The organism is Pseudomonas sp. MF6776 (assembly GCF_016613125.1).
GTDB classification, from domain to species: Bacteria; Pseudomonadota; Gammaproteobacteria; order Pseudomonadales; family Pseudomonadaceae; genus Aquipseudomonas; species Aquipseudomonas iridis.
The window spans coordinates 1-23,628 of the sequence record NZ_JAENSQ010000034.1 but is presented as its reverse complement, the minus strand read 5'-3'; the positions used below and the strand labels follow the sequence as shown (position 1 = coordinate 23,628).

General features: G+C 53.3%; 23 protein-coding genes and 2 pseudogenes. 9 read left to right on the top strand and 16 right to left on the bottom strand.

Annotation, left to right across the window (positions count from 1 at the left end; translation table 11 throughout):
- Positions 1-103: 103 nt before the first annotated feature.
- Together JJD74_RS26100 and JJD74_RS26095 are read right to left on the bottom strand one after the other, a co-directional pair.
- A complete protein-coding gene (locus JJD74_RS26100; RefSeq protein WP_200617127.1) occupies positions 104-2,326 on the bottom strand; it encodes a hypothetical protein in 2,223 nt (740 codons plus the stop codon).
- A gap of 278 nt (positions 2,327-2,604) precedes the next feature.
- The gene (locus JJD74_RS26095; protein ID WP_200617126.1) at positions 2,605-3,825 is read right to left on the bottom strand and encodes a HEPN domain-containing protein; all 1,221 of its coding nucleotides are present in this window, start codon (positions 3,823-3,825) and stop codon (positions 2,605-2,607) included.
- A 903-nt stretch (positions 3,826-4,728) separates the two neighbouring features.
- On the opposite strand from JJD74_RS26095, the gene JJD74_RS26090 reads away from it, so the two are divergent.
- The gene (locus tag JJD74_RS26090) at positions 4,729-5,925 is read left to right on the top strand and encodes a hypothetical protein (protein WP_234451876.1); all 1,197 of its coding nucleotides are present in this window, start codon (positions 4,729-4,731) and stop codon (positions 5,923-5,925) included.
- 194 nt (positions 5,926-6,119) lie between these two features.
- On the opposite strand, the gene JJD74_RS30970 is transcribed toward JJD74_RS26090, so the two are convergent.
- The 3 genes from JJD74_RS30970 to JJD74_RS26080 all read right to left on the bottom strand — a co-directional run bounded on the left by JJD74_RS30970 (position 6,120) and on the right by JJD74_RS26080 (position 8,495).
- Positions 6,120-6,506, bottom strand: coding sequence for a DUF6527 family protein (locus JJD74_RS30970; RefSeq protein ID WP_234451880.1), 387 nt, complete (start codon positions 6,504-6,506; stop codon positions 6,120-6,122).
- 74 nt (positions 6,507-6,580) lie between these two features.
- Positions 6,581-7,771, bottom strand: a complete 1,191-nt coding sequence (locus JJD74_RS26085; protein ID WP_200617125.1) for a ThiF family adenylyltransferase — start codon at positions 7,769-7,771, stop codon at positions 6,581-6,583.
- On the bottom strand, positions 7,746-8,495 hold the full coding sequence (locus JJD74_RS26080; protein WP_200617124.1) for a multiubiquitin domain-containing protein: 750 nt from the start codon (positions 8,493-8,495) through the stop codon (positions 7,746-7,748). Before JJD74_RS26080 ends, JJD74_RS26085 begins: the two co-directional genes overlap by 26 nt.
- 185 nt (positions 8,496-8,680) lie before the next feature.
- On the opposite strand from JJD74_RS26080, the gene JJD74_RS26075 reads away from it, so the two are divergent.
- The 5 genes from JJD74_RS26075 (at position 8,681) to JJD74_RS26060 (ending at position 10,720) form a co-directional block, all read left to right on the top strand.
- Complete coding sequence (locus JJD74_RS26075) at positions 8,681-9,025, top strand: helix-turn-helix domain-containing protein (protein WP_258558325.1); 345 nt, start codon at positions 8,681-8,683, stop codon at positions 9,023-9,025.
- Entirely contained in the window at positions 9,025-9,954 is a 930-nt protein-coding gene (locus JJD74_RS26070; RefSeq protein WP_200617123.1) for an ImmA/IrrE family metallo-endopeptidase, read from the top strand. Before JJD74_RS26075 ends, JJD74_RS26070 begins: the two co-directional genes overlap by 1 nt.
- A 38-nt stretch (positions 9,955-9,992) precedes the next feature.
- The gene (locus JJD74_RS26065; RefSeq protein ID WP_234451875.1) at positions 9,993-10,169 is read left to right on the top strand and encodes a hypothetical protein; all 177 of its coding nucleotides are present in this window, start codon (positions 9,993-9,995) and stop codon (positions 10,167-10,169) included.
- Positions 10,150-10,230 (top strand): hypothetical protein, encoded by an 81-nt coding sequence (locus JJD74_RS30965; protein WP_234451878.1) that lies wholly within the window; start codon positions 10,150-10,152, stop codon positions 10,228-10,230. Before JJD74_RS26065 ends, JJD74_RS30965 begins: the two co-directional genes overlap by 20 nt.
- 190 nt (positions 10,231-10,420) lie before the next feature.
- Complete coding sequence (locus tag JJD74_RS26060) at positions 10,421-10,720, top strand: hypothetical protein (RefSeq protein ID WP_200617122.1); 300 nt, start codon at positions 10,421-10,423, stop codon at positions 10,718-10,720.
- 228 nt (positions 10,721-10,948) lie between these two features.
- Here JJD74_RS26060 and JJD74_RS26055 read toward each other — a convergent pair whose 3' ends face one another.
- From JJD74_RS26055 to JJD74_RS26030, 6 genes are all read right to left on the bottom strand, one after another.
- On the bottom strand, positions 10,949-11,119 hold the full coding sequence (locus JJD74_RS26055; RefSeq protein ID WP_200617121.1) for a hypothetical protein: 171 nt from the start codon (positions 11,117-11,119) through the stop codon (positions 10,949-10,951).
- Between the two features lie 132 nt (positions 11,120-11,251).
- Complete coding sequence (locus JJD74_RS26050; RefSeq protein WP_082136488.1) at positions 11,252-11,830, bottom strand: plasmid pRiA4b ORF-3 family protein; 579 nt, start codon at positions 11,828-11,830, stop codon at positions 11,252-11,254.
- 3 nt (positions 11,831-11,833) lie between these two features.
- Positions 11,834-13,339, bottom strand: coding sequence for an IS66 family transposase (gene tnpC / locus JJD74_RS26045; RefSeq protein WP_153380244.1), 1,506 nt, complete (start codon positions 13,337-13,339; stop codon positions 11,834-11,836).
- A 37-nt stretch (positions 13,340-13,376) separates the two neighbouring features.
- Entirely contained in the window at positions 13,377-13,721 is a 345-nt protein-coding gene (gene tnpB / locus JJD74_RS26040) for an IS66 family insertion sequence element accessory protein TnpB (protein WP_048351026.1), read from the bottom strand.
- On the bottom strand, positions 13,718-14,095 hold the full coding sequence (gene tnpA / locus JJD74_RS31565; RefSeq protein WP_048351027.1) for an IS66-like element accessory protein TnpA: 378 nt from the start codon (positions 14,093-14,095) through the stop codon (positions 13,718-13,720). Before tnpA ends, tnpB begins: the two co-directional genes overlap by 4 nt.
- A gap of 28 nt (positions 14,096-14,123) precedes the next feature.
- Positions 14,124-15,332 (bottom strand): hypothetical protein, encoded by a 1,209-nt coding sequence (locus JJD74_RS26030; protein WP_200617120.1) that lies wholly within the window; start codon positions 15,330-15,332, stop codon positions 14,124-14,126.
- A 275-nt stretch (positions 15,333-15,607) separates the two neighbouring features.
- Between JJD74_RS26030 and JJD74_RS26025 the strand changes: the two are divergent.
- Positions 15,608-16,072 (top strand): annotated as a pseudogene (locus JJD74_RS26025) (methyl-accepting chemotaxis protein); the annotation flags it as partial.
- Between the two features lie 1,561 nt (positions 16,073-17,633).
- Here the strand turns inward: JJD74_RS26025 and JJD74_RS26020 are convergent.
- Positions 17,634-18,923 (bottom strand): hypothetical protein, encoded by a 1,290-nt coding sequence (locus JJD74_RS26020; protein WP_200617119.1) that lies wholly within the window; start codon positions 18,921-18,923, stop codon positions 17,634-17,636.
- A 331-nt stretch (positions 18,924-19,254) separates the two neighbouring features.
- Here JJD74_RS26020 and JJD74_RS26015 point away from each other — a divergent pair, with 331 nt between their 5' ends.
- Positions 19,255-19,671 (top strand): hypothetical protein, encoded by a 417-nt coding sequence (locus JJD74_RS26015; RefSeq protein ID WP_200617118.1) that lies wholly within the window; start codon positions 19,255-19,257, stop codon positions 19,669-19,671.
- Positions 19,664-19,837, top strand: a complete 174-nt coding sequence (locus tag JJD74_RS26010) for a hypothetical protein (RefSeq protein ID WP_170206656.1) — start codon at positions 19,664-19,666, stop codon at positions 19,835-19,837. The genes JJD74_RS26015 and JJD74_RS26010 overlap by 8 nt, the downstream gene beginning before the upstream one ends.
- 12 nt (positions 19,838-19,849) lie before the next feature.
- Here JJD74_RS26010 and JJD74_RS26005 read toward each other — a convergent pair whose 3' ends face one another.
- From JJD74_RS26005 to istA, 4 genes and pseudogenes are all read right to left on the bottom strand, one after another.
- Positions 19,850-20,158, bottom strand: a complete 309-nt coding sequence (locus JJD74_RS26005; protein ID WP_200617117.1) for a type II toxin-antitoxin system PrlF family antitoxin — start codon at positions 20,156-20,158, stop codon at positions 19,850-19,852.
- Between the two features lie 150 nt (positions 20,159-20,308).
- Positions 20,309-21,631 (bottom strand): type II toxin-antitoxin system HipA family toxin, encoded by a 1,323-nt coding sequence (locus JJD74_RS26000; RefSeq protein WP_200617116.1) that lies wholly within the window; start codon positions 21,629-21,631, stop codon positions 20,309-20,311.
- 437 nt (positions 21,632-22,068) lie between these two features.
- A complete protein-coding gene (gene istB, locus JJD74_RS25995) occupies positions 22,069-22,872 on the bottom strand; it encodes an IS21-like element ISPst3 family helper ATPase IstB (RefSeq protein WP_010454871.1) in 804 nt (267 codons plus the stop codon).
- Positions 22,865-23,628, bottom strand: a pseudogene (gene istA, locus JJD74_RS25990) (IS21-like element ISPst3 family transposase); the annotation flags it as partial. The pseudogene istA and the gene istB, both read right to left, overlap by 8 nt.

Here is a 23,628-nt window from a genome sequence, read left to right as displayed (position 1 = left end):
GACCGTTCCCCTTTGCGCTTTCGGGCGCTAGCTTGCGGTCTTAAAGGACGCTCGAATTTCAGGTCGATCCTTGCTAACGAAGAAACCAATGAGCTGCTGGTGCTCACGCAACGCCTTTGCTCCGTTTAGCGTAGAATTCCTTGACCCCCTCCCACGTCATTTTCATAGCAGTGTTCCGCGCTGATGTCTCATCAAGAAGATACACCTCCACGTCAGGATCCGTGATTGGTGAGAGAAACTTGCCGATTCCCAAAACCCGACCAGTCCCAACCGTACCGTCCTGGTTAAAAATAAGTGCCGGGCGATGATCTCCCGCTTCGAACAACGCCCTCACCCCATACTTCAGCCACTCCCAATCGACATTCATGGGGAACCCTGGTCTAACGGTGTGAAGCACAACTGGAACGATTGAATCGATTCCTTTTACGAGTGTGCCGGGAAACGCTCTGAGAAGCTCAATAGCTGGAATCTCATCAAGCACTGCGTCCAACCGCACGTCGTCGACGTCGCCCTGCCCGTCCAGACAAGAAGCTAAATGCGGGGACAGGTACTCTTCGAAATCGCGATACCCAGCAGACTGTAAAAGCTGACCTTGACTGCCCTTCATCCTAGAAATCGCCCCTTTCAGGATGCGCCGGATTAACAAGGCCGCTTCGTGAGGTCGATCAGGAGGAAAGCAATCAATGCTTCCTTCCTCGGATAACCTGAAAAGCATTGCTTCCCGGAACCCCAGATCAAAACACGCCTGGTGGAACGGATGCCGATCACTGATCAGATCAGTCCGCACCCAATTCGCAAGATCCTCTGTCGCTTGAAGTCTTTTCGACGGGTCATTGGACAGCATGGGTATTGGAGTGACGATCTCTTCGGTCACGTTATACATCTGCTGCATTTCGATCGCATAACGCAGCGCCTCCAACCGCGCCCACTCAACCATGGGCTCAATTCTCGCCGCGTGCTCTTTGTCGGGAGCTGCATTGAAGGCGGCCAGGGCGAGGTCACCCAGCACCCGGCCTACGAGGAAGGCATTACTGCATTTGATTATCCCACCTGGGAACGGCACACCTGTCGACAGGTTCTCTACCAGTGGCATCGCCACGACAGGATCTGTCCAGTCGAGTTGGTCTCGGCTCATATAGGGCATGTACCAGTTACGTACGGCCGGGTTACAGACGAACTCACGCGCGTGTTGTCCGAGACTACCCCAAAAGTCGAACCTGGTAGGAACCCCTCTCAGTCGGTATTGCCTAGTCTTTATTTGCCAACAAAACTCGCCGTCAAACTCTGGCTCAAACTGCTCCTTCAGAATCGGGTAGGCGGCTTTGGCAAGGTCGTAAATTGCGGCAGGCGCCTGACCCGCCATGTCGTCTCTGCGACTGTCTAGAAACAAAGAGGCCTCAGAGTCACGCTGGGGTAAACCGTGCTCCTTGCACCAGGCGTACATTGAGTAGGCATCGATGGCGCACAGCGTGATGCACCATCGTCCTCTCCCGTAACCATTGACGTCCCGCCACAGCATCATGAAACCGTGTGATCCTGCCCTGTCGCCTGCACGAGCAATGATGTCCATTGCGGTGATCACTAAACGTGGCGGCAGTCGTTCGTCAGTGTCGTTCCCCTCTGCCTGTCCACCATCATTTTCATCGCCCTCGTAGTCATCGATCGCATCCGCTGTTTTCTCGACCAGGTACAGATCGATCGAGGGCAATGCCTCCGGTGGCAGCCTCACGCTACCGGTGAGATGCCAAGCTTCGGGCAGATGGGCCTGCAGCGCGAATGAGGACTCAGTGGGCACCAACTTGAGCGCCAAGCATTGTTTACCCGACCATGCATTCATGCTACCGACTGCGTGTGTCAGGAGCGTCGACCAGTCTGCAGCCACCACGACAAAGCAAATATCGAAATTGCCTAGGAATGGAAGCAGGTTCCGCAGTTCCTGTTCATAACCTGCAAGTTCGGTAACGGTCTGACGCTCAGTCTCGCTCGCTCGTTTAACCTCAAAAACCACTAAGGTCTTCGACTCGGGATTGAAACAGAGAATGTCGGGACGCAACACTTCGCCGGTACTGAGCGAGATGCTCGTGTTGATCGAGATGATCTCCAGCAATCCAAGGCGGCCCAGCACGTGCCCAGCAGCCTCCGCCGAGGCACGTCGAGAGATGTAATCGATGCCGAAGGATGGAATGAAAAAATCCTGCCCGATCATATCCGTGATGGAGGTGATGATTTCCCGGCCCTGAATTTTTTCGAGCAATGTGTCGTTTTCGATATGCCTTAGCAGCCAGGTCACTACCTCAGATTCAAGTGGCAATTTTGGCTTGGGCATGATTTCTCCTTGAGTTTCCGAGCAACTGAGGTGGGGTACCTACAAGTACAGAGGCGGCGTGATTGTATTGTCTCCTCCAGCCGCCTCACCGACGGAATCAACCTATCAATGCTCTCGGGTGTTCGTACACCCAGGGGTACAGATAGATTCAGGAATAAGGTCTTCCAACTCATGGGTAGGCGTCGAACAAAGCTAGATGGCCCCAAGGGCATTAGATAATCTGAGGCGACCTCACATCAACGAAAAAGCCCCGTGAGATATTTACCTCACGGGCTTGATCATCTCTGCGCTTCGGCATCCGAGTTGAAATAGTCTCTATGCAAATTTTCCCTTCGATTGAAACGATCATCAATAACTGGGTATTTAATCGCCTCAAACTCATCTGAGGTAAAACCAATTTCAGCGAGCAAATAAAGATCCAACAGAAGCTCCACCTTAAAAGTCAAGAAAAACAGTCCTTGCTCATCGGAATTATGCTTCAAATCTTCATTATAGTGAGTAAAGTAATTTCGAGTATCGCGTATCAAAAGGTGAAGATTGCCTATCTGCTCAACCCCGCCAACCTGACTAAGAATCGCATGATAGCCCTCACCTTCGATTATATCTTTTGCACGCTCAACAAACGTCAATTTTTCATTGTGAAATTTTCTGTTAAAGCATTCCAAGGCTTGGGTAGCCATTAAGAATCTAACTGTACTCTCCAGCTTAATGAGTCTAGCAAGGAAATATAGTTTGAAGATGGCAGGCGCTTTATCATAAAGCCCCATCCAGCGCGTAAACTTACCCTGCAAATCAGAGACCTTATAGTTGAAAAGATTATTATTACTCTCTTTATCCCCGGGGTAGAATGCCGGCTTGTAATGCAGTTCGTACTCGAAACCTTCGGCATCACGAAAGGTTATACCTCCGTGTGGCAACGCTGATCGACAGGCGAATGAAAGAAAGGTGACTAAATAATGAACGGCGTCTTGAAAATACTTCAATCCCTGCGGGTGTCCTGCTTTGAACACTGCCACTGTTACTCGCTTGCCAGTGGCCATATCGCGCTGGGAGCTTAACCCAATATTTGTCGTTTCATCATACTTCAACTCAAAGGCTGGCCGTAAGTGCGGAGGGATGTACTTCTGACTGGCGTAATAGCTATTTTCGTAAAACCACGAGTCACAGTCCAACCTGACACTAAAGGTGTCGATGGTGATCGAATCAATACTTTTAATATGGCGATCCCCAACAACCATCAAACGGGGAAACAGCTCGGACTTCCTTGACCCTCCGATTGAAACGCTTACTTTTGTTTTGTAACTCACGCCCAGAAGAGAATAACGACGCCCCTGCTCATCGTCACCAAGGAGGTAATCTTCCCAGATATTATCCCCCTCACTGAAGATATCGTCTGCCTTCAATGAACAGCCACCATCTTCATAGATGTGCAGTTGCGCATCAATTGGGGAGCCTTCGTTGTATTTCCCAAAAAAACTACCGATTACCACTTGCTCCACAACGAGTATCCTTTCTGGTGTAAGTATTTAGGTCGACTCAGGTTTTATCCCGTTCGAACTGTCTATTGGACAGACTTTCTCAAACCCTTGCAATCTTCAGTTTACAACACCAAAAATCCGGCCAAGCCCCAAACTTTGGTGTCCCTCTGAGGCACTATAGAAATCGTACGGCCTGCTTTGATCACTTTCGGAGCTTTCACTCGTCCTTTCTAACGAGGGCGCACTTACCAAAACGACTGCGGAGGTGCGCATTGTCTGGATTGCCTGGATGCTCGGTAGCTCGACGAGCTAGTGAATTGATTTCCTCCTCAGCAGTGGCCTCCAGATTTGGAGACGCGCTTAAGCCAAGGCTTGGGAGGAAAGACTCAGTAAATGCTCCATAGATCTCTGAAAACTCGTCATCTCTAAATCTGTTCGCATGGGAGCCTCCTTAGCTGTCCTTGCTCGCCAGCCTGACAGGCTAACTCTGGGTTCTCGATCGTTGTATCAGATAGGCAAGACAAAATGGAATCAGCATATCCCGTAGCTTTTTGGCGTCGGTCAGCGCGGCCCCACATGGAAAGGCTTTGAGCCATAGCCAGACAAGATCAATTCGGCTCACCATCTGCCCCAGCCTTTCTTCGCCACCTGACTGCAGCCTGTGCAGGAAATCATCTGCCTCTACCTACCTATCCACTGCCACCGCTGTAACACCCGTAATAGAAACTCAAGACGGTCTTTCTGGATACTTGCGCTTATCGAATCGGCTTGATAGATTCTGCGTGCGCTGGGTAGGCGCACTTCACCCGTCAGTGTTAGCTGGAAACGGCACTACCCGCAGGAACTCAAAGCTTAAGGCCATGATTTTTCCAGGCCCCAAAGCGACGTAGGCGGGTGACGTTGCGGTAAGGGGCGGAGAAAAACATGAGCACCACCCCTGTTGTCCCCCCTTCTACACTCCGTGGTATCAAGCGCAAGGCAAAGTCCGTTGCTCGCTTGCGTCAAATCTCCCACTCCGAAGCGCTCGACATTGCCGCCCTGGAATCCGGTTACGAAAATTTTCGCCACGCCCAACGAGCGCTCAAGCGCGCTCAGGACAACGCGACTCCCCCATCACCGCCATCGTCTCCATCCATTGCGGCTGTGCAGGAGATGGTTGCACCCAATTCTTATGAACAAGGAATGCGCATGGGCATCAAAATGAGCTCCGCCTGGGATCAGAACAAGAAAGAGTGGGAAGCCGAGACATACCAAAAAGGCTTGGGCGCCGAACCTCTGCAATGTACACATTGCGGCACACACGTCACCCATAATCCCCCGCACACCAGAGAGATGCATGACAAGTCGGTATTCGTGCAGGGATATTTCCGGTTGCTGCCCAAAGGCGCCCACGCCGCGAACTGCCCTTTCGGTGTAGATGAAGAGATCAACAAGATTGCGAAGACATCTGAGGGGTTGATCGAGAGCATCCAGCAGGACAAATACCGGATGCGACTGGTGATGATTAAAGAGGCCCTTGAGGGAACAAGCGCGCCGAAGAATCCGGACGGAGGGGACAGAGCAAAGACGGGCAGGACTTATACCTCTAATCCTGGGCTGCTACCCGCTTATATCAACTCGGCCAATCGAGCCTTGAAACTCAGAACGCTCTGCGCAAGTAACCAGGACATCGAGCAGCATCTGGAACTGGTCTTTGAAGGCAATGTGAAGGTAGCCTGGAATCAGTTCTACTTCGAATCGGAAGAGCACATGTCAGGCTTTCATGCCGTTTCGCAGAACACCGTGCAGCACCCCATTGCCATCCATGGCCAGGTCAGTAGCGTTCGTTGTGGACTCAAAGGCGACACCAGCAAAAACGTGATAAACCTGCAGATGAGCAAATTCCGGCCGGATCCTGAAGATCCTGAAAATGGCGTCGGCGTGGAGGTGAGTATCTGGTCGCCCCAATCCGCGTGGTTTAAGGGCATCCAGGATGGAGACGAGATCGTGGTGCTAGGCATGTGGAAATCAAGCACCACTCCTCCGGCGGCGGCGCAGCGAGAAGGTCGCTACAAGACATTCACCAAGCGTCGTTTGAGTTTGAACATGGTACTCAAAGCACAGATCACCAAGGTTCAATGATTGCTAGCGAGCAATCACCTGCACACCACTAGTTAAGCCCTTGTGTTGGACTTCTGATCATATCCCTAGCTGGAGATCGATTGCTTTGTGTAGGTCACTCCTGCACTGCCCATCAAGGCAGCGCAGGAGTGAGTGCCTACCTCGTCACAGGTACAAGGCATTCACTACCACTACGACGCAGCATGCCTTTCGTGTCATTGCTTGAAGCGACTTTTGATCCATTCCCACAGGCCGGAGGTCGGTGTCGGTGTCGGTGTCGGTGTCGGTGTCGAAGGTTGCGAGGATAAAGATGTTGTTGCCTTTGATTCAGACTGAGATTGCGCTCCATAAAATCGCTCTTTGGCAGAGCTAGAAAGCGCCCTTCCCCTTTCAATCTGCTCAGTGGACATATCCCCGGCCCACCGAACATTGCCTCCACGAATGAAATAGTGGGCCCTGCATGGGAAACTCCAGTTGCCAATGGACGGACTCAGGGTCACTGCCCCATTGAAGCTGAGTACCCAGTCCGTCGGGGACAACGGTGTAACCACTTCCTTGCGGCACCCGCACGCACACAGATGCACCACGGTACGATAAGACATCGAAATGTAGAGGACACCGTCATCGAGCTTGTCGGGAATGTACTCGACGAACTCGCTGCGAAAACGCTCAGTGCTCATGACTGAGGCTCGGAGTTTGTGATCTTGTTGGTGGCCGTATTAAAGGATGCATTCAATCCCCCGCCGTCCTCATGGTAAAAGCCACACAGCTGCTTGAACTTTATGACCGCAAGCATCGCGTTTAGCGCGTTCAGCTCTACGACCTGAACGTTCGAAACATAAAGGTTCTCCTTCTGAGCATCGCCCATCGGTATCCGAGAAAATACGTGCTCACGTGAGGCCGGTGTACTGGTAGTGACACGCAATGAGCCCCACAAGGATCCTTCATCAGTCGCCTGAACATCCATACCGGTATCAATCAGACGAGCATTTGAGTCCCCCAGGCGATCATAGATCAAGCGTCTAACAAGCCCTTTGTCCACGCAGACAAATATGTAATCGAACCCCCTCAGATCATCGACATTGGACTCAGTCACTTTCTGGTTGTGCGCGACGATTCCCTTATGCATGACCGAATAGCTTTCTTGGTAAAAGTCGACCTTACTCAAATGCCGATCGAGTTTTGCACGACTTGTTGCACCGGGAGAGCGGTACGCATTGTGCTGCTGATACTCATCGTCATCGTACAGATGGATCTCCCGCACTGAAGTTTTCGCGATGCTATCCAGTACAAAAGAGCCTGTGCCTCCTAGGCCGATAATGGCTATCCGAAGTAGGCTGAGCTTCGCGGCCAACGCGCCAATACCCGCACGCGCCGAGGCGGTATCTTCGTAGACAAATACGGAATCCGGATCGACGGAATCGACTGTCTTGAACGTGCAGGGGGTCTCCCCACTCCCCTTGCTGCGCACCTCATACCAGATCACTCGGAGGTAGCTCCAAACCTTCTCATAAAAATTCTCAAACCCAGCCGGGTCTCGCGGTTTGTTCGAGAACGAATAGTTTGCAACGATTCCGTCCGCCAAAGGCATGTGCCCTGCCGAGTGCTCAATCGCGGTAATCGGCCCACCATTTAGTTTGTGTGGAAAACCGCCAATAAAATGCATCAGATGATCAGACGGCTTAGCCGTTTGATCTGGGCTCGCAAGCGTCAAGGGGCAGCAGAGCGTCCCACGCTCCACCGCACCTTGTGCATTCAAGTAGGGGACTGAGTGCACCATGAGAAAGCCCGATCTCACTTCCACCTCCAGCCCTTCATTACGAAGGCGGAGCAGATCAGGACTACGACTTATCACTGACTGCGACATAAAAGGTCATCCCCTCTTTGACTTTGACATGCTGTCCTTCAACCAAAGAGCCTTCTGGGTTTGCCTTCGGGCCACGATCGTAGTCAATGGTGTAAACCGTGCCAGGTGTAGGTTGCGAGCCAGGAAAAGCCAGCTCAACCACGTCCCAATAGGACAACCGACGACGGTGGACAACCTTTGGCCTGGCGTTCACGACAACGGTGACGCTAAAACGCTTAGTGAGAAAGCGCTCCACCTCAGGCTTGTCGATATCAGCAAACTCCTTGTTAGCGATCAATTCATCTTTGCCACCCACCACGATTTCCCAAACATCAAAATCGTTCAAGTCGACACCAGCCAAAGCCTTCAATGCAGCCCCAGAAATGTAACGGGCTCCCCAATCAAATGCCCGGTCATCCAGGTTGATGCGATAGGTTCTATCACTGTGAAAAACAAGAAACCGCTCAGCCCCCGAGCTTCTGAGATCCGTTGTCTCCTCGGGACTAATTTCTTCGAGACGGCCATCGGCAAGGACTTGAAACAGGAGGTGTTCGACAGGTTGATGAACGCCCGCCGCAGACAAAATCTGTGCACCCGTCACCACGGGGTCAGCGATGACAACAGGAGTGAATTGGAAATTTTCGTTTCCTATCAAAATACCGTAGGGGCCATGTTCCGCCGGGCGCTCCCCCCGCTCGATTACAGCTGCCAGATCCACAACTTCGTCACCAAAATGCGAAACCATGTCCTGCTCCTCGCCCCCCTTAAAGGGCTGATTGACCGTGTAATGCTACGATAGTCAAGCATGCTTGATAAATCAAGCACTCTTCTAAAAATTGTTGTCATGCGGGCCTCACAGGCTAAACTGGCCTCATAATCAAGCAAGCTCCCGGCTGGAGAATTGCGCGACATAGAGAGCCAGAGGACATCGTGAAACCCACACTTGCACAGTATTTGGCTTCGATCCGCCAGGATAGAAAGCTGTCACTTAGGCGAGTTGAGGAGCTCAGTGGAAAGGAAGTGTCGAACGCTTACCTCAGTCAGTTGGAGACCGGAAAGGTCAACCAACCGAGCCCGGGCGTCCTTCATACACTCGCTCAAATTTACGAGATTGAGTACGTAAGGTTGATGGAGCTGGCCGGATACCTCCCTGAATCGCGCGACTCAGCAGATAGGCATGGACGAATTGCTACTTTTGCTGAGCATCACCTTACTCAGGAAGAAGAAGGCGCATTGCTTGAGTATCTTCAGTTCATGAGAGGTCGAAAACGCTAATGGCCAAACCCGACGACAGTAGCCTTGAACATCACGAACTGCTTGCCGTCGAAGCCAAAGCAATTGCTCTTCTTCACAAAGCCGATGCATGGGACAGATTTCCCACCCCAGTCGACGACATACTCGAAGCTGCCAAGCTGCGAGTTGCCCCCTCAGGAATGCGCGACGCTGCCAATTTTTTAGCCTTTGTGGCTCAAAAAACAGCGGCAGCGGGGAAGCTGCTCAAGTCGGCATTATCAAAAGTCCTGGGGTTGTACGATGCCAATGAGCACATCATTCATATTGATGAAAGCGTCGTCGCATCCAAGCAAACCTTTCTGAAGCTTCACGAGACCGGTCATCATGAGATACCAGCGCACCGTGAAACCTTCAAAATATTTCAAGATTGCGAGCTGACGCTCGCCCCAACCATTGCCGACCTTTTTGAACGCGAAGCAAACAACTTTGCTCGCTACGCGCTGTTCCAGGGTGACACCTATAAGCTCAAAGCTGCCGATATGGCCTGCGTTATCAAGACCCCCATGGCGCTGGCAAAACATTTTGGCGCATCGATTTACGCCTCTTCGCGCGAATACGTTAGATCACATCATCGCGCCTGTGTGCTGTACGCGTTAGAGCAGCCAGTACAGCTTCCTGCTGGAGGAAATACTACCCCCGTTCGACGGATCGAAGTCTCTCAAACCTTCAAACAGCAATTCGGCATGCCTAATGATCAGTTCATCGACTTCGCTCACCGACTTGGGGCACTCGTTCCACCTCCAGGTCGTCGAATGACATCGCCGTCAATTGTGTTGCTGCGAGACTTGAATGGCGTGGAGCACGAATGCATCGGCGAGGCATTCAACAGCACCTTCAACATTTTTTTACTCATATTCCCGATCAAGGCGCTGACAGCAACGTCCATTGTTATGCCGCCTTGGCACGTATAAAACCAAGTGCATACCGGTCAACCTCGCGAGAGCCGCAAATGAATTATGTTCAGCAGCTTCAGCTTCAAGCCGAAGGCGTTTTTGGTAGCAAAGAAAAGGCACAGACCTGGCTAACCAAGGCGAAATCCGCCTTAGAAAGAAAAGGCACAGACCTGGCTAACCAAGGCGAAATCCGCCTTAGGTGGCAGCTCTCCGTTGCAGGCAGCTCGCACTGAAACAGGATACATACTGATTAAGGCTGAACTTGAGCGCATCGATCATGGGCACGCCAGCTAATCACGAAAACTGTCCTCATGCCCCCGTCTGCGTCAACTAAGTCGCAGCGCACCCGACCGCACATGCAGTGCCCTGCGGGCTAAACTCACCATTCAATCAAGGAGTCGCAGCGACCATCGGTTGCCTCTGGCCTTTCTTTACGTCACGCTGAGACAATAGCTACAACTGCATATCGCCAAGGAAGCCTCCCATGCCTCAAATGAAACGAAGCGACCTTCACTATGACTACAAATGGACGGTTACTGAGCACGACTCACCCAAGCTCATCAGCGGAGACGCTCATCACCTGAGCCGAAACGAAGGCTACGAAATGCTTCATTACCTGAACAACCTCAGAGGCAAAGACGGTGCTGACCTTCCTTTGCGAAGCAGGCAAATCGTGGAGTGGATGCTGAAGGAGCATTTCCGGTCAACGGCGCCCGGCCAGCGCACTGTCACTGAATGGGTAACGCAGAATTGGATAGCCTTGGTGAAACAATACCCGTGGTAGGAGATTGAACGCATGGGTATAAAAAGGGGGCGCGCTTGACACAAAACTTCCTAGCGCCCGAAAGTCAGGTGACCGACGTATCGCGCCAGGACAGATGTTTTTGATGCATTTACATCTTTCTGTAAAAGCCATGACTCAAAACGACGACACCCTTGGAAGCAGGCTCCCAAGGGTGTCGTATTGATGCTTTCAGCAAACGCGTCTACAGGATCAGGCTGTATGTCACCATCAATAGAAATTTACCCGGAGCGCTAGTTGCTCCACAGGCTCATCTTTCAATAGTTTCCGAGCGCGATCACTCATTTGACGCGATATTTCGTCACCCGAGCGATCCAGCTTGCGCAACTCTTTGAGTGCACTAGCCTTCAGTACCATTTTTATCGCTCCGCTGCGGCTCATCGGAATCCTCCTCGGGGTAAGCAATACCAGCATCTACTGTATACATTAACAGTAGCATCCTTCCAAGATGATAGCAAATTGGATTCATGAGATGGATAAACAGTAAGCGTCCGAACTACACCGCCTTGCAACTCAAACCTTAATCCGTTTAAGCCACTGATTCACGCGCTCGCACTCAAATGCCGCCGGATCAAAAACATCGCCATGCCATTCAACCATGTCGTCATGCTCTGGATGATTGGGGTTGCCCATGGCCTCCAGAAAGTCCTCATAACCAGGCCCGCCACCCACGTCTTCCGGTGGGCAAGCATTGGCGCCATCGATGCAGTACGGCACCTGAGGACACGCAACCGCCGGTAACGTCTTTTCGACCTTGATACTGTGATGCCAACTGTCACCAAAGTCGTAGAGATAATTAAATGTCCGCTTTCCGCTCAGCGCCTTGATCAGCGTTTTACGGGCTTCAGGGTTTACCGTCGGCCCCCAACCATCAGGGTCGGGCATGCCGTAATTCTCACCGGCAATTTCAAACTCATGCAGATGGCTATCACTCCAGCCCATCACGACCTGGATGACATGGTGCAGTTTGCCCAAGGTGATGTTTTCAGGCACCGCGAACCGACGCCAGATCGTCGGAGTGATCCACTTCAGCTCAATGTGCAGCAGCAACAGGTCGGGGGCGGGTTTGGGTAAACGGACAGTTTTAACCATGGATCAGGCAGCCTCGCAGAATTCAGTCAGTGTGAGAGAAACGTTCCAGGGCAGCAGTTCGTCGACCCGATTGATTGGGTAGTCGGCGATGCGCTCCAGCACGTGTGTCAAATAGGCTTGCGGGTTCAGGTCGTTGAGCTTGGCCGAACCCACCAGGCTGTAAATCGCAGCCGCTCGTTCTCCGCCGGCATCGGAACCGGCAAACAGGTAGTTTTTGCGGCCCAGCGCGACGGCGCGCAGCGCCCGTTCGGCGGCGTTGTTGTCGATTTCGATTCGGCCGTCATCGCAGTAGCGCGTTAAAGCCTGCCACCGGTTGAGGGCATAGAGGATTGCACCGCCCAATGTCGATTTTTTCGACAGTTGAGCCAGCGTCTGGTTAAGCCACGCGTGCAGGTGCTCCAGCAGTGGACTCGCCCGACTTTGCCGAACCGTTTTTCTATGATCTGGCGGTTGTCCGCGGATCTCGCTTTCGATGGCATACAGGGCCGCAATCCGTTGCAGCGCCTCACTGGCAAGTGGTGAAGCCTGGTCTTTGTAGACATCGTAAAACTTGCGGCGGGCGTGAGCCCAGCAGGCGGCTTCCTGAATGCTGCCTGCAGCATACAGCTGAGCGAAACCGGCGTAGCCGTCAGCCTGCAAGATCCCGCTGAAGCTCTTGAGATGAGCACGGGGATGTTGCCCCTTGCGATCCGGGGAGTAGGCAAACCAGACCGCCGCCGGTGTCGTGTAACCGGCAGGTCGGTCGTCCCGCACGTATGTCCATAGGCGAGCCGTTTTGGTTTTGCCGTTGCCCGGCGCAAGTACACCAATCGGCGTGTCGTCGGCATGAACTTTATGGCCGCTCATGACATGACGCTCAAGGGTGTTGATCAGCGGCCTGAGCAATTGACTGCTCTGGCCGACCCAGTCGGCCAGAGTTGAGCGCTCCAGATCCACGCCCTCACGGGCGTAGATCTCGGATTGCCGATACAGCGGCAAATGGTCAACAAACTTGGAGACCAGCACGTGGGCCAGTAGCCCAGGGCCTGCAAGGCCTCGGGCTATCGGGCGACTCGGTGCCGGCACCTGAGCGATGTGCTCGCAGCAGCGGCAAACCCACTTGGGGCGAACATGGCGGATCACTTTGAAACGCGCTGGGACGTACTCCAGCACCTCAGACACATCCTCCCCCAAATGGCGAAGTTTCCCACCGCAACCGGAGCATTGCGATTCGGGCTGATGGACGTGAATTTCGCGAGGCAGGTGTTCAGGCAACGGCTTGCGCCGAGAGACGACGCGAGGGGGCGGTTCGATTGGTGGTGTCAGTTCAGTCTGGCTGACTTGCAACTCTTCAAGGCTCAACTGGAGTTGGTCGATCATGGCGTCCAGTTGCTCGGAACTGCGACCGAACTGCATACGACGCAGCTTGGCGATCATCATTTTCAAGCGCTCAATCTCTGCCCGCTGGGCAGAGACCAGAGCCTTCAAGGCTTGAAGATCGTTAGGCAAAGAGTCGGTCGCGAGCGTCATGACCGAATGTTACTTGGGATTTTTTCAGCGTGGCAAGTCAGACCGCGAGGATGGGTGCTGTACGAATTGGCCTGCGCCAATCAATGCCTTCCAACAGCATCGACAACTGCGCAGCCGTCAGCGACACGCTGCCGCTGGTTGCTTGCGGCCAGACAAAGCGTCCTTGTTCCAACCGTTTGCAAAACAGACACAACCCGTCGCCGTCCCACCATAGCAATTTGATCCGGTCACCGCGCCGTCCGCGAAAAGCAAAGATCTGACCGGAGAACGGATCGGCTTCAAGCTGAGTCTGCACCAGTGCGGCTAAACCGTCGAAGCCACGGCGCATGTCCGTGACGCCGGCAGCGATCCAGATGCGGGTTCCAGCGGGCGGAGCAATCATCGCAGTAACTGCTGCAAGATGAGTTGCAGGGTCTGCGGGTCAGGCGTGCCAGTGATGCGCAGCTTGGCTTTTCCCGCCTCAACAACGATCACGGAATGACACTCAGGCGGTGACTGAATGACTTGCGGTAAATCTATTGGCGCCTCGATCACCTGGACAGGCAAAAGCGTTGCACTCTGGCTGGCCGGGCCGAACAAGCCCTCTTGATATTGCTGCCGCCAGCGAAAGACCAGGTTGGCATTGACGTCATGCTCACGAGCGATCAACGACACGGAGGCGCCAGGCTGGAACGTGGCTTCGACAACTTTGCGTTTGAACTCTGGCGGGAAGTTGGGGCGACGACCGGGTCGACGGGCTGGGGCAATGATATCCAAGATAGTGTCCACTAAAAAATGGTGTCCACTATCTTGGCCAATTCGGAGGGCTGTCAGCAGAGGGTGCTGGCCGGACGGTTACGATAAACATATCCGCTCGCTCATGATTATAAAGCAGGCTTTCGTTATTTTTCTGGATGTTCAGGACAGCATTGAGTTTTTCATTTATCAAAACAGGAATACTGATCAGGGAGCTAACCCCATTTAAAGTCTTGTAGTACTCACTAACATCTTTCAAATACCTTTTACTTATTTCCGGGTTGACCTCCTCCTCTTTTTCCAGCCAGTTCCTAATAGACTCGCTCAAATTCTCGATATAAGCAGGCTGCCCAGTTGCAGCTGCCAAAGGCGCACCCGGAAGATTAGGATGGTGATAACCGTTCGTGTAATCCTTTCTTGACGTGTAAGGCAGCACAATCGGCTCAAGCTCATGGTCAGCAGGATCTCCCCCTTCGCCGAGACTTGTTGTAGATACTGAGAGCTGAGTGTCGACAATTGCGACTGCACCGGTACAACGCTCCCAGGCCACATTGGCCGATTGACGATGTAAAAAAAATGGAGACGTTAACACCCAACTGTCCCATGTCTCATCTGCCTCGCCATCATTAGCAGCGGGTCGCTGAGAGGTGGTGTCCAGCAAATAGGGATGCGCTTCATTCTGGACTGAACTGATCAATGGGCGATTAGAATCCGCTACTGGATTTTTCGCGCCTAAGCAGTTTCCATCAAATTGATCAACAGGTGACGTGTCTTCTGAAGCTGCGGCGCCTGGCTCTTTTGTTACCTGGACGCGGTCATCCACCTCTTGCGGCGCCTGCTCCCATAGCTGCTCAGGAATGACGACGTTCATCAGATTAGCTTTATAGACGACATGTTCACGGATTCGAGATACGCCATCCCATAGCCGCGTCAGAGCGACGACCGTCGACAAGATGCTACGAATCCGCTCCCGCACTTGCTCTGGACTCAGCTCCCCAAGCTTGTGTTCATGCTTAGACTTCATACGAAGCTCACCGGCTCGCCGGAGCGCAATGATGTATTCGTAGACAAAGGCTTTCGGAGGCATGCTGGTCAAGCGCCCTTCCATCAAGGATTGCTGGTGTTGCAAATCCGTCTCTTTCGATGAGGTTACGTCCGAAAGACCACGCTCTCTAAACCAAAGAATGAAGATCGCAACCAGGGAAAATGATGATGCTATTAACGTTGTCCAATAACCTTTTTCGAGCACTCCATTCACCAGCGCGGCGACCTGTTCAAGGATCGAATTCGCACAGACAGAGATGATCGAGGCCCCGATAACCGAGCAGGTCGCGAAAATCGCAGACCCTGTCGGCGAGGCGCACACTTTCGAAATGGCTCTACGCAATCGGGTGCGAGTCGAAAAAGGCTGTGAAGCGGCTGGTGGAGGTGGGGCCTGTATATCCATAACTTGGAGCTTTAATCCTTTCTCTCTGGATGCCAAGCGAAGTAGGCATGACGCTCTGCCACGCATAGATGGCTCTATAATATCACTTATCACAAAGGGCGGCGATCGAAGCGGCTCGTGCAGGAGAAGCTGGACGAGGTTTTGCAGCCGTAGCAGACGAAGTGCGAACGTTGGCTCGGCGAACGCAAGACTCAGTAGCAGAGAGTCAACTAATCATTGAGGCACTTCAAAAAAATACCACGAACGTGGTCTCGGCAATGGGTGAAAGCCATGTGCTGACGGGAATAACGGTTGATGAATTTACCAACGTGGGAGAAGCACCTCAGCAGATGAGCACGGGTGTGGGAAAAATCAATGAAATGACTTTGCAAATTGCTTCAGCAACTGAGGAGCAAAGTGCAGTCGCCGAGGAGGTTAGCGCGAACGTCAGTAACATCCGAGATTTCACACAACGCTTGGCGGTTGATGGCCAGGAAATGGAGACAGTGAGCCTGCACCTCAATAAATTGGCCGAACACTTGGAAGAGAAGGTAGGGCATTTCAAAGTCTAATAATGGCTGCAGCCCTCTACTTTCAGCACTTGGATGACCAACGACGACACAGGTGCAATGTGAGTCGCTCCCGTTGCGCTTAGCGCCCCAAATGAAAAAGCCATCGGGGTCATCAGTCTTCAAAGCTTAGATTGCACTTAGGCCAGTTGATGAAGGCCTTGGTTACAAAATCAGCCTTGTCCTACTCATCAACAAATAGGGCCCTCGAAGGGCCCTTTCTCGGCTGCTTCCCGCAGAGAGATCAATAGAAGACCGTCGGTGTGGTCACCTTTTTGACAAAGGCTGACCAGGAGCACCTCGGCATTGCTGTATTTGAAGACTTGTCGGAAAGCTCAATCCACCGCTTCCATTGCAGCCTTTGTCATCAATCGGACGTCGTCGATTGGATAGAGCAGTTCCAGCAAGGCACCATTCGCGTACTCCACTTACTCGTGATTGAACATGCCAGAGCGAATACTCACCCGAGTTTGCTTGCACATTGACTGTTGACCCGGCCTATAACCCAATATCTCGACTCAACTGATCCTCCTTCATTTCATCAGTAGCCTGACCAGCGCTCACGAGGTGCCATTGAAGCTGGTAACTCAAATGCGCTCTCAGACGAGACCTGATTTCGACGTAGCTCCCAGGGGGGCCTGCATCGAATCCGTGACGTTCGAGCACATCGCGTAACACCTCAATGCCAGTCCGACCGATCTCAGAATCGTGTAGCCGATCGGGCGGATCAAATCCGGGAATTCTCTTATAGAGGCTGACGGCATTTTCAATCAGTTGAAGGAATGCAGATCCAGTGCATTGCTGCTGCGCCATTCGCCATACACTCGACTCCAGATCCCTGTTCATAAAGCTTACTAGCCCCTATCGCGCGGTCTCTTTTTGGGCCGTGGTTGTCCGACGCGGGTATTTTTTAAAAAAAACGCCCGTTGTTTGAAATCAAACCTGAAAGCAGCGGCTTACGCCGCACAGGGCCGATTTTGCTATGCCCATGGGGCAGGCCATACGTCAGCGTCAGCAGGTACACCACAAGAAAAAGGACAAAAACAAAAGCACAGCAAAAGCAAAAATCAACACCGGTTCCCCTGCAAAATCGGTGGAAGGTGGAGCGCCGAGATCGCTGCTTTTCTGTTGCTCTCAAATATAAAGATCCGTCGCGCAAAAATTTTTTAAAGTGGTCTTCTGAAAATATATTTTTGTTGACATGGCCGGAGCATAAGAGGGGATTCTTTCCGCTCCTGCGTAACCCTATGAAAACGACAGACTGCTAATCGCTGGAACTGAGGCAAAGCCGCAAGCGTCCTCAATCGTCCGGCCTGTTACCTGCCCGTCTTCTTATCTGCACAGGTCAATCGAACCTCTACATCACAGGCTTGAACGACATGGCCCGGTGGAAAAAACACCGACAGCCAAAGCATTCGATCACAGTGATGACTGTGATGAGATTGACGCCAGCCTCAATCGAACCCACGCTCGCTGGAGGATGCTGGCGCAGGAGATTCGGTAAATACTGAACATTCAATATGCCGACAACTTCATTTCTGCTTCTGAAGAAAAGCAAAAACGTTTAGTGGGCTGGAGGCTCCCAACTCTCAAAATGCTTCAGCGCGTTCAAGTCTCCGATTAACTCTTTCGCTTTGGTCAGTCGCTCTAGGACAGCTTTACGATCGGCATCCCCCAACCTCTGTGCAGATTGCTCGATGTCGTCGAAGAACGCGCGGATACTGTTCACCTTCGCCCAAATTTCAATCACAGACTCAAGCCGATTACGGCTTTCCTGGATCACCTTGAGTCGGCGCCTTTCCTCTTCTTGTCTGCGCCGCTCCTCACACTCCAATAAAAACTTCTGATGCTCGCGCTCCCTTCGCTCACGCTCGACTTCGACTTTGTTGGCAAGCACCGGAGCCTCGGCAATCAACAGCTTGATGATGCCAACAATTTTGCTGACTAAGTCGCCAGGATTGTCCTCAATCCAACGACGTACCCATTCTGCGCCATAGTAGGGAGAGTAAACCTGCAGGCAAAGACGGCCAGTAGGCATGTCATCGCTCATCACCCAGCCATCATGAAACGGAGATCGTTGCTGACTCGCAGGAAGCGAGCTCAGTCGAACGTTTTGCTTACCGACACTCTTCACTGGCACGTATTCACTGACTTCGTAGATGGTCAGCCCGAATTGGACACTTCCGATGTAAACCACGGTGGGCCGCTGCGGCTTCCAGAGTGAAGGATGAACGTACCTTTTCGACTCCTTTTCTCGGTGATCCACGGATTCACGATGCATGTGTGTTTCGGCATTTGAGAGCGCTACGGAGAAACCTTTTTTCATCAACGCTAAGTACAGCTGATTGGCAAAGTCGACGGCATGAGTGAGTCCGGTGCGACTCACAATGAGATCTGCCATGGAACGCTTTGTCGGTCGCAAATAACCGTTTTCGCTTTCCCTCACCTTCAGGAAACTCTCTTCGATACCCAGCAACAATGGGTGTTTCCGAGGTAGCTCCACATCGATCTTATTTTTTTGCCGCCCCAGCTTCCGGGGTGCTTTCGGTAGGGTCTGTGAAACCTTGAGAGGCGCGCCATTTCGACTCCAGGCAATGAGAGTGCCTGGCAACGCCGTTGGCAGAGGTGGGCGAGGCTTTCCTTTGCCCGCCGCAACCTGAGCCCAATACCCTACCGGCGGTCGAGGTACATTTAAGCTGGAATAGATCCGAGCCAGGTAGCTGGAAGAAACACCATATTGTTCACCGATTTTGGTCATTGGCATCGACCAAGCTTGTTCATACAACGACTCTCTTGTCACCACGTCTTCGGAGGAGTCATCAGCTGGAATGTGTGATTCTGGCGTGTCTTCCATGGATAGGCGCTTCGAGAAAGGTGATATGGAAGTAGTCTGTAGCTAAATCATCCTAGCCTAAACGCTATGACGATCCGATGTGGTAATAGGCTGAGTAATTACCGATTCACACCCGCGCTACGCTCGCTGCCTCAAATGAAAAGCATTCGAATGCAGAGGAAACGAGTGAGCAATCTGCGCAACTACCAATAGTTGACTCAAAGCTGCCATGCTCGCTTCACGCACTCGCCCATCCAGTAGAATTCTACAAGTCCTGATTGCCCTGAAGCTGATAGCGTAGGCAAAACGATCCGCGAGTTGAGCTAAGTATTACCGTGGTAAGGGAGCAATGATGGGTACTGACTTGAAGACTTTATGGCTGCGCGAGAACCAACGGCGCAGGCTACTTTGGACGCTAGAACGATTACGCCCTGGCACTGAGGAGGCAAAACCATTGCTCGCCGAGCTCAGAAACATAGATCAACAAGATCTCGAAAACCCAATCGGTAATGCCTATTCGATCTCGATTGATGAACTGCGCGAGCGTGTCCCAGAAACACCGTTCCAGGGTAGCGATGGACACCTTTTCGTTATCGTGCTCGACCAACACATTCCACAGCCGTGGCACGCGAGATTCGAAGCGTCGAACGCACTATCATCTCGGCTGCCCGAGGGCAGCTATGCAAGTGACTGGCGTCGCTTTCTCCGTGGGTGGGTGCGCGAAATGGAGCTCCTCAAAGCTCACCAGGGGTGGCGCCTAAATGATTGAGTTTGATTTGAACAGAAACGATTGTGAGGCCCTAATCAGGCATTGCGAAAGCTTTGTGCCGGCGGGAGATGATCCGAGGGAAATGCGGCGTTTGCAGGAAGCTCTAGAGACGCTTCGTGAGGCGCTGATCGAGCATATTCAAAAGGATCGTGTGAATATCCGATGAGCCGTGCGTGTCTCATTCATCATCGGGAGAGAGCGGCGCATTGAGATCAATATCTACGTGACCGACCAGCGAATGTATGCGGTCAAGCAGGCATGGATCTACAGCCTGCAATCGCGGCGGACTGTGATAGGTGTCTGCTGCCAAAAAATCCAATACCCGGCATACGGCAGAATGCTTCGCTAGCAGCTCAGTGAGTGACTGCGAGTCATCACGCTGAGCGCGGATCTCACTGGTAAGCGAGCAAGCGCTTTCGCGAAGATGCGCACTGGAAGACAGCGCCGCAAAGTGCTCCCGCAAAACGGATAACAACTCATTGCCCATATGCCCAACTATGTTTCAGTTACAGCTTTTGAACACGCCTTAAGCGCCTGCAGAGCCGGCAAGCTCGCATGCTTTCGAGAGCCTCTACTGGCCAGGATGTGCAGCTTGTCTTTGCTCTCAAAAAACAACCGTTAGCTAGAAGTAGATCAATCACATCAACTTCCACCTGCGAAACGTAGCTTCCAGGCGACTCAACGGAATCATCGGCGAGCGCCAAACCTCTTGGGGCAATCCTAGATCCAGCAGCAAATCCGGCAACGCCAGCAGCAACCGCGCATCCGCCTGTAAGCGATCGAACAACCACTCCGGATCTGCCCTATGCGCGAAGCGAGCACACACAGCCTCCAAATCGACCGAACCTAATCGTTCTATCTGTGCTGACCACCGGGTGATCCGCACTATGCCTTCAACATCCAGCACCATGGGTGCAAGATCGTAAACCGGTGCAAAGCTCACTCGCTCTTTGCCCCGAAAGATCGATAGATTTCCGCCGTGGTTGTCGGTGTTCCCGGCGACCTGGTTGATCAAATCCCGTCGCAAGTATTCGCTAATCATATCCGGTATTTCAGACTCTTGGCCGGCAGCAATCCATGTTTCTGCTAGCCGATCCACGACGTCGAAATGATTCAAATAACTACCTCGGTCGCTGACGTCACATATTGAATACATCGACTCCACTGCGATTCGCTCCACTCCTTCCAGAGAGACCTTGCGGTCAAATCTTTGCATCCAAATGCTTGGTTTCTTCGCTGCTTCGTATGCCAGCCCCTCGGCGGCGATCGTGTCGATCCCCAACGCGCCCAGCGCACGGTAAAAGCAGTATTCGGAATGCAGGATATTGCGATCTAATTTACTTGCGCTGTTACGAGGGAACTTAACAAACCAGTGTCGACACACATCAGCATCGCGTAGCGACCCCTCAGGATAAAGCTGCCCCGACGCATCTTCGACCAACATGATTTTTGGAGCTTCGCCGCCGGCGCCAAGGGCCCCGCTTATCGCCATTCCCGATTCCCAAGCGTGGTCGAGAATGCCCATACCTTCCTCAACAACCTCGCCTCGGTTCAACCCACCACTTAATTTTTGTGCGGAACACAGCGATCCTGTCGCACTTTTTATACGCATATGTCCAACGGGAGCAGCAGCCAATTGCTGCAGCAGAAAGAGATCAGTCGACGTCCCTGGTGGCACTACCACTCTCGACAGTAAGTGCCGTCGTCCAGCACCGGCCGGGATGATATCGCGCAGAAAAGCTGGGGCAGGTTCACGCCGAATATCCCACTCCAGTGGAAGGTTCGCACTGACGGCATGCGCTTTCACCGTACCCAGATGAAGGAACTGATCCACAAGGTATTCAGGCTGGTAGCTGAGGTTGCACCGGCTTCGCAGGCTATCTCTAGGCGAATCGAAGCTGATCCACAGTGCATCGCGCCAACGGCCATCCGAGTGAACTTGAAGCGTTATGAATTCCATACTTATCGGTTACTAACCGAAGCCTCACTGTGTCTTGATCAAGATGAGTCAGCAGAGTTTCTAGGGGTGTCGATACCCCCAGACAGCGGAAAATAGGTGCTCGATCAGCGTCTCTGATTCAATCCAAGGACGAGCAAGGCATTGCGCCTATACAAAGCATTTTCCCAAAATTCCGAAAGCCTACGAAGCAGCCCCTGGCAGTCCTTCATGCAGTGCTACTTTCGCCGATCGCTCAATAAAGGCTGTTGGCGCTGATGGAAAATTGACCCACCCTGCCGATTGAAATTTGACCCAGGGCGGATTGCTGATTTTGTTACCAGCAACTGTGGATAAGTCTACCAGCGCAGCTGCTGTTGCCCCCACTCCTTCGCTAGCCCAGTTCAGTTGTTTAAGACCTGCCACACGCAGCCATGTAGCAGGCCGTCGTCGCCATGAAATCAGAACGGCTCATCGTCCTCCGGTTCCTGGCCGCCCTTACGCTTTCGCTCCCGTGATTTGATCTTGGCCTGGGCCGCCAAGCTACTGTGTTGCAGGCGATAGGACTCGTTACCGGTTTCGACGATGTGGCAGTGGTGGGTCAGCCGATCCAGCAGGGCGGTGGTCATCTTGGCGTCGCCGAACACGCTCGACCATTCGGCGAAGCTCAGGTTGGTGGTGATCACCACGCTGGTGTGTTCGTACAGCTTGGATAGCAGGTGAAACAGCAACGCACCGCCGGCCTGGCTGAAGGGCAGATAACCCAGTTCGTCGAGGATGACCAGATCCATGCGCAGCAGAGCTTGGGCGATCCGCCCGGCTTTGCCGTCGTGCTTTTCGCGCTCCAGCAGATTGACCAGATCGACCGTGGAGTAGAAGCGCACGCGCTTGCCGTGCCGGGTGATGCCGGACACGGCCAGCGCAGTGGCCAGGTGGGTTTTACCGGTGCCAGGCCCACCGATCAGCACCACGTTCTGCGCGGTGTCGGTAAAGGCCAGACTGGCCAGTTCGCTGATCAAACGAGCGTCTGCGCTGGAGGCGCTGAAGTCGAAGCCGGCCAGGTCGCGGTGCATCGGCAGCTTGGCCATGTTCATCTGGTGGCTCACCGAGCGCATGGCGCGATCTGTGTGCTCTTGTTCCAGCAGGTGTTCGAGCAGCCACTTGGACGAGGCTGTGTTCGACTCACCCTGCGCAGTCAACTCCGCCCAGGCCGTGGCCATGCCGTGCAGGCGCAGCTCCTTGAGTTCCGCCATCAAATCACGCATGACCGATCTCCTCGGTCTGGCCACGCAGGCGGTCGTAGCGCGCCGTGTTAGCGACGGGGGCTTCCTTGAGCGACAAGTGGGTTTCGACGCTGGGTGGTGGTTCGGTCGCGGCCAGGCGCGCCACGACATTGAGGATGTGTTCGGCGCTCAGGCTGCCGCTTTCCAGTACCAGCTCAACAGCCACCAGCACCGCATCGAGCCCGGCGACCGGTACGGCAGCCAGAACTTGCGCCATGATCCGGTCACCGCCGGCATGACGCCCCAGACCGTGCTTAAGCTGACGCAGCGGCGCCGGCAGATCAGCAAAGGGCGCGCCGTTGCGCAGCGCACCGGGCTTGCGTTCGATCAGCGGGAGGTAGTGCTGCCAGTCATAGCTGACCTGGTCGCGATCCAGCAAGCGGACATGGCTGGCGATCAGCGCGTCGTCAGCCACCACCTCGATTCGCGTCGGATACAAACGGCTGCTGACCCACTTACCCGCATACTCACACGGCACCGAGTAGCGGTTGCGCCCGACGCTGACCAGGCAGGTGCTGGAGACCCGCGCAGGCCGCTCGACGTAACCGTCGAATGGCGCTGGCACAGGCATCAGTTCAGCGCGCTCCAACTCCAGCACTTCGGCCACACTCAGCCCGCTGTATTGAGGGTGCGTCAGCTCGTTCCAAAGCGCGCGGCAGCGCTGGCCCAGCCAGGCATTGAGTTCCTCGAAGGAGTGAAACTGGCAGTCCTGGGCGTCTAGCCAGATACGCCTGCGGC

Coding starts and splice junctions, on each gene's coding strand:
- JJD74_RS26100 (WP_200617127.1), bottom strand. CDS start 2,326: ATGCCCAAGCCAAAATTGCCACTTGAATCTGAGGTAGTGACCTGGCTG.
- JJD74_RS26090 (WP_234451876.1), top strand. CDS start 4,729: ATGAGCACCACCCCTGTTGTCCCCCCTTCTACACTCCGTGGTATCAAG.
- JJD74_RS30970 (WP_234451880.1), bottom strand. CDS start 6,506: ATGTCTTATCGTACCGTGGTGCATCTGTGTGCGTGCGGGTGCCGCAAG.
- JJD74_RS26085 (WP_200617125.1), bottom strand. CDS start 7,771: ATGTCGCAGTCAGTGATAAGTCGTAGTCCTGATCTGCTCCGCCTTCGT.
- JJD74_RS26080 (WP_200617124.1), bottom strand. CDS start 8,495: ATGGTTTCGCATTTTGGTGACGAAGTTGTGGATCTGGCAGCTGTAATC.
- JJD74_RS26070 (WP_200617123.1), top strand. CDS start 9,025: ATGGCCAAACCCGACGACAGTAGCCTTGAACATCACGAACTGCTTGCC.
- JJD74_RS26065 (WP_234451875.1), top strand. CDS start 9,993: ATGAATTATGTTCAGCAGCTTCAGCTTCAAGCCGAAGGCGTTTTTGGT.
- JJD74_RS26060 (WP_200617122.1), top strand. CDS start 10,421: ATGCCTCAAATGAAACGAAGCGACCTTCACTATGACTACAAATGGACG.
- JJD74_RS26055 (WP_200617121.1), bottom strand. CDS start 11,119: ATGAGCCGCAGCGGAGCGATAAAAATGGTACTGAAGGCTAGTGCACTC.
- JJD74_RS26050 (WP_082136488.1), bottom strand. CDS start 11,830: ATGGTTAAAACTGTCCGTTTACCCAAACCCGCCCCCGACCTGTTGCTG.
- tnpC (WP_153380244.1), bottom strand. CDS start 13,339: ATGACGCTCGCGACCGACTCTTTGCCTAACGATCTTCAAGCCTTGAAG.
- tnpB (WP_048351026.1), bottom strand. CDS start 13,721: ATGATTGCTCCGCCCGCTGGAACCCGCATCTGGATCGCTGCCGGCGTC.
- JJD74_RS26020 (WP_200617119.1), bottom strand. CDS start 18,923: ATGGAAGACACGCCAGAATCACACATTCCAGCTGATGACTCCTCCGAA.
- JJD74_RS26015 (WP_200617118.1), top strand. CDS start 19,255: ATGGGTACTGACTTGAAGACTTTATGGCTGCGCGAGAACCAACGGCGC.
- JJD74_RS26010 (WP_170206656.1), top strand. CDS start 19,664: ATGATTGAGTTTGATTTGAACAGAAACGATTGTGAGGCCCTAATCAGG.
- JJD74_RS26005 (WP_200617117.1), bottom strand. CDS start 20,158: ATGGGCAATGAGTTGTTATCCGTTTTGCGGGAGCACTTTGCGGCGCTG.
- JJD74_RS26000 (WP_200617116.1), bottom strand. CDS start 21,631: ATGGAATTCATAACGCTTCAAGTTCACTCGGATGGCCGTTGGCGCGAT.
- istB (WP_010454871.1), bottom strand. CDS start 22,872: ATGCGTGATTTGATGGCGGAACTCAAGGAGCTGCGCCTGCACGGCATG.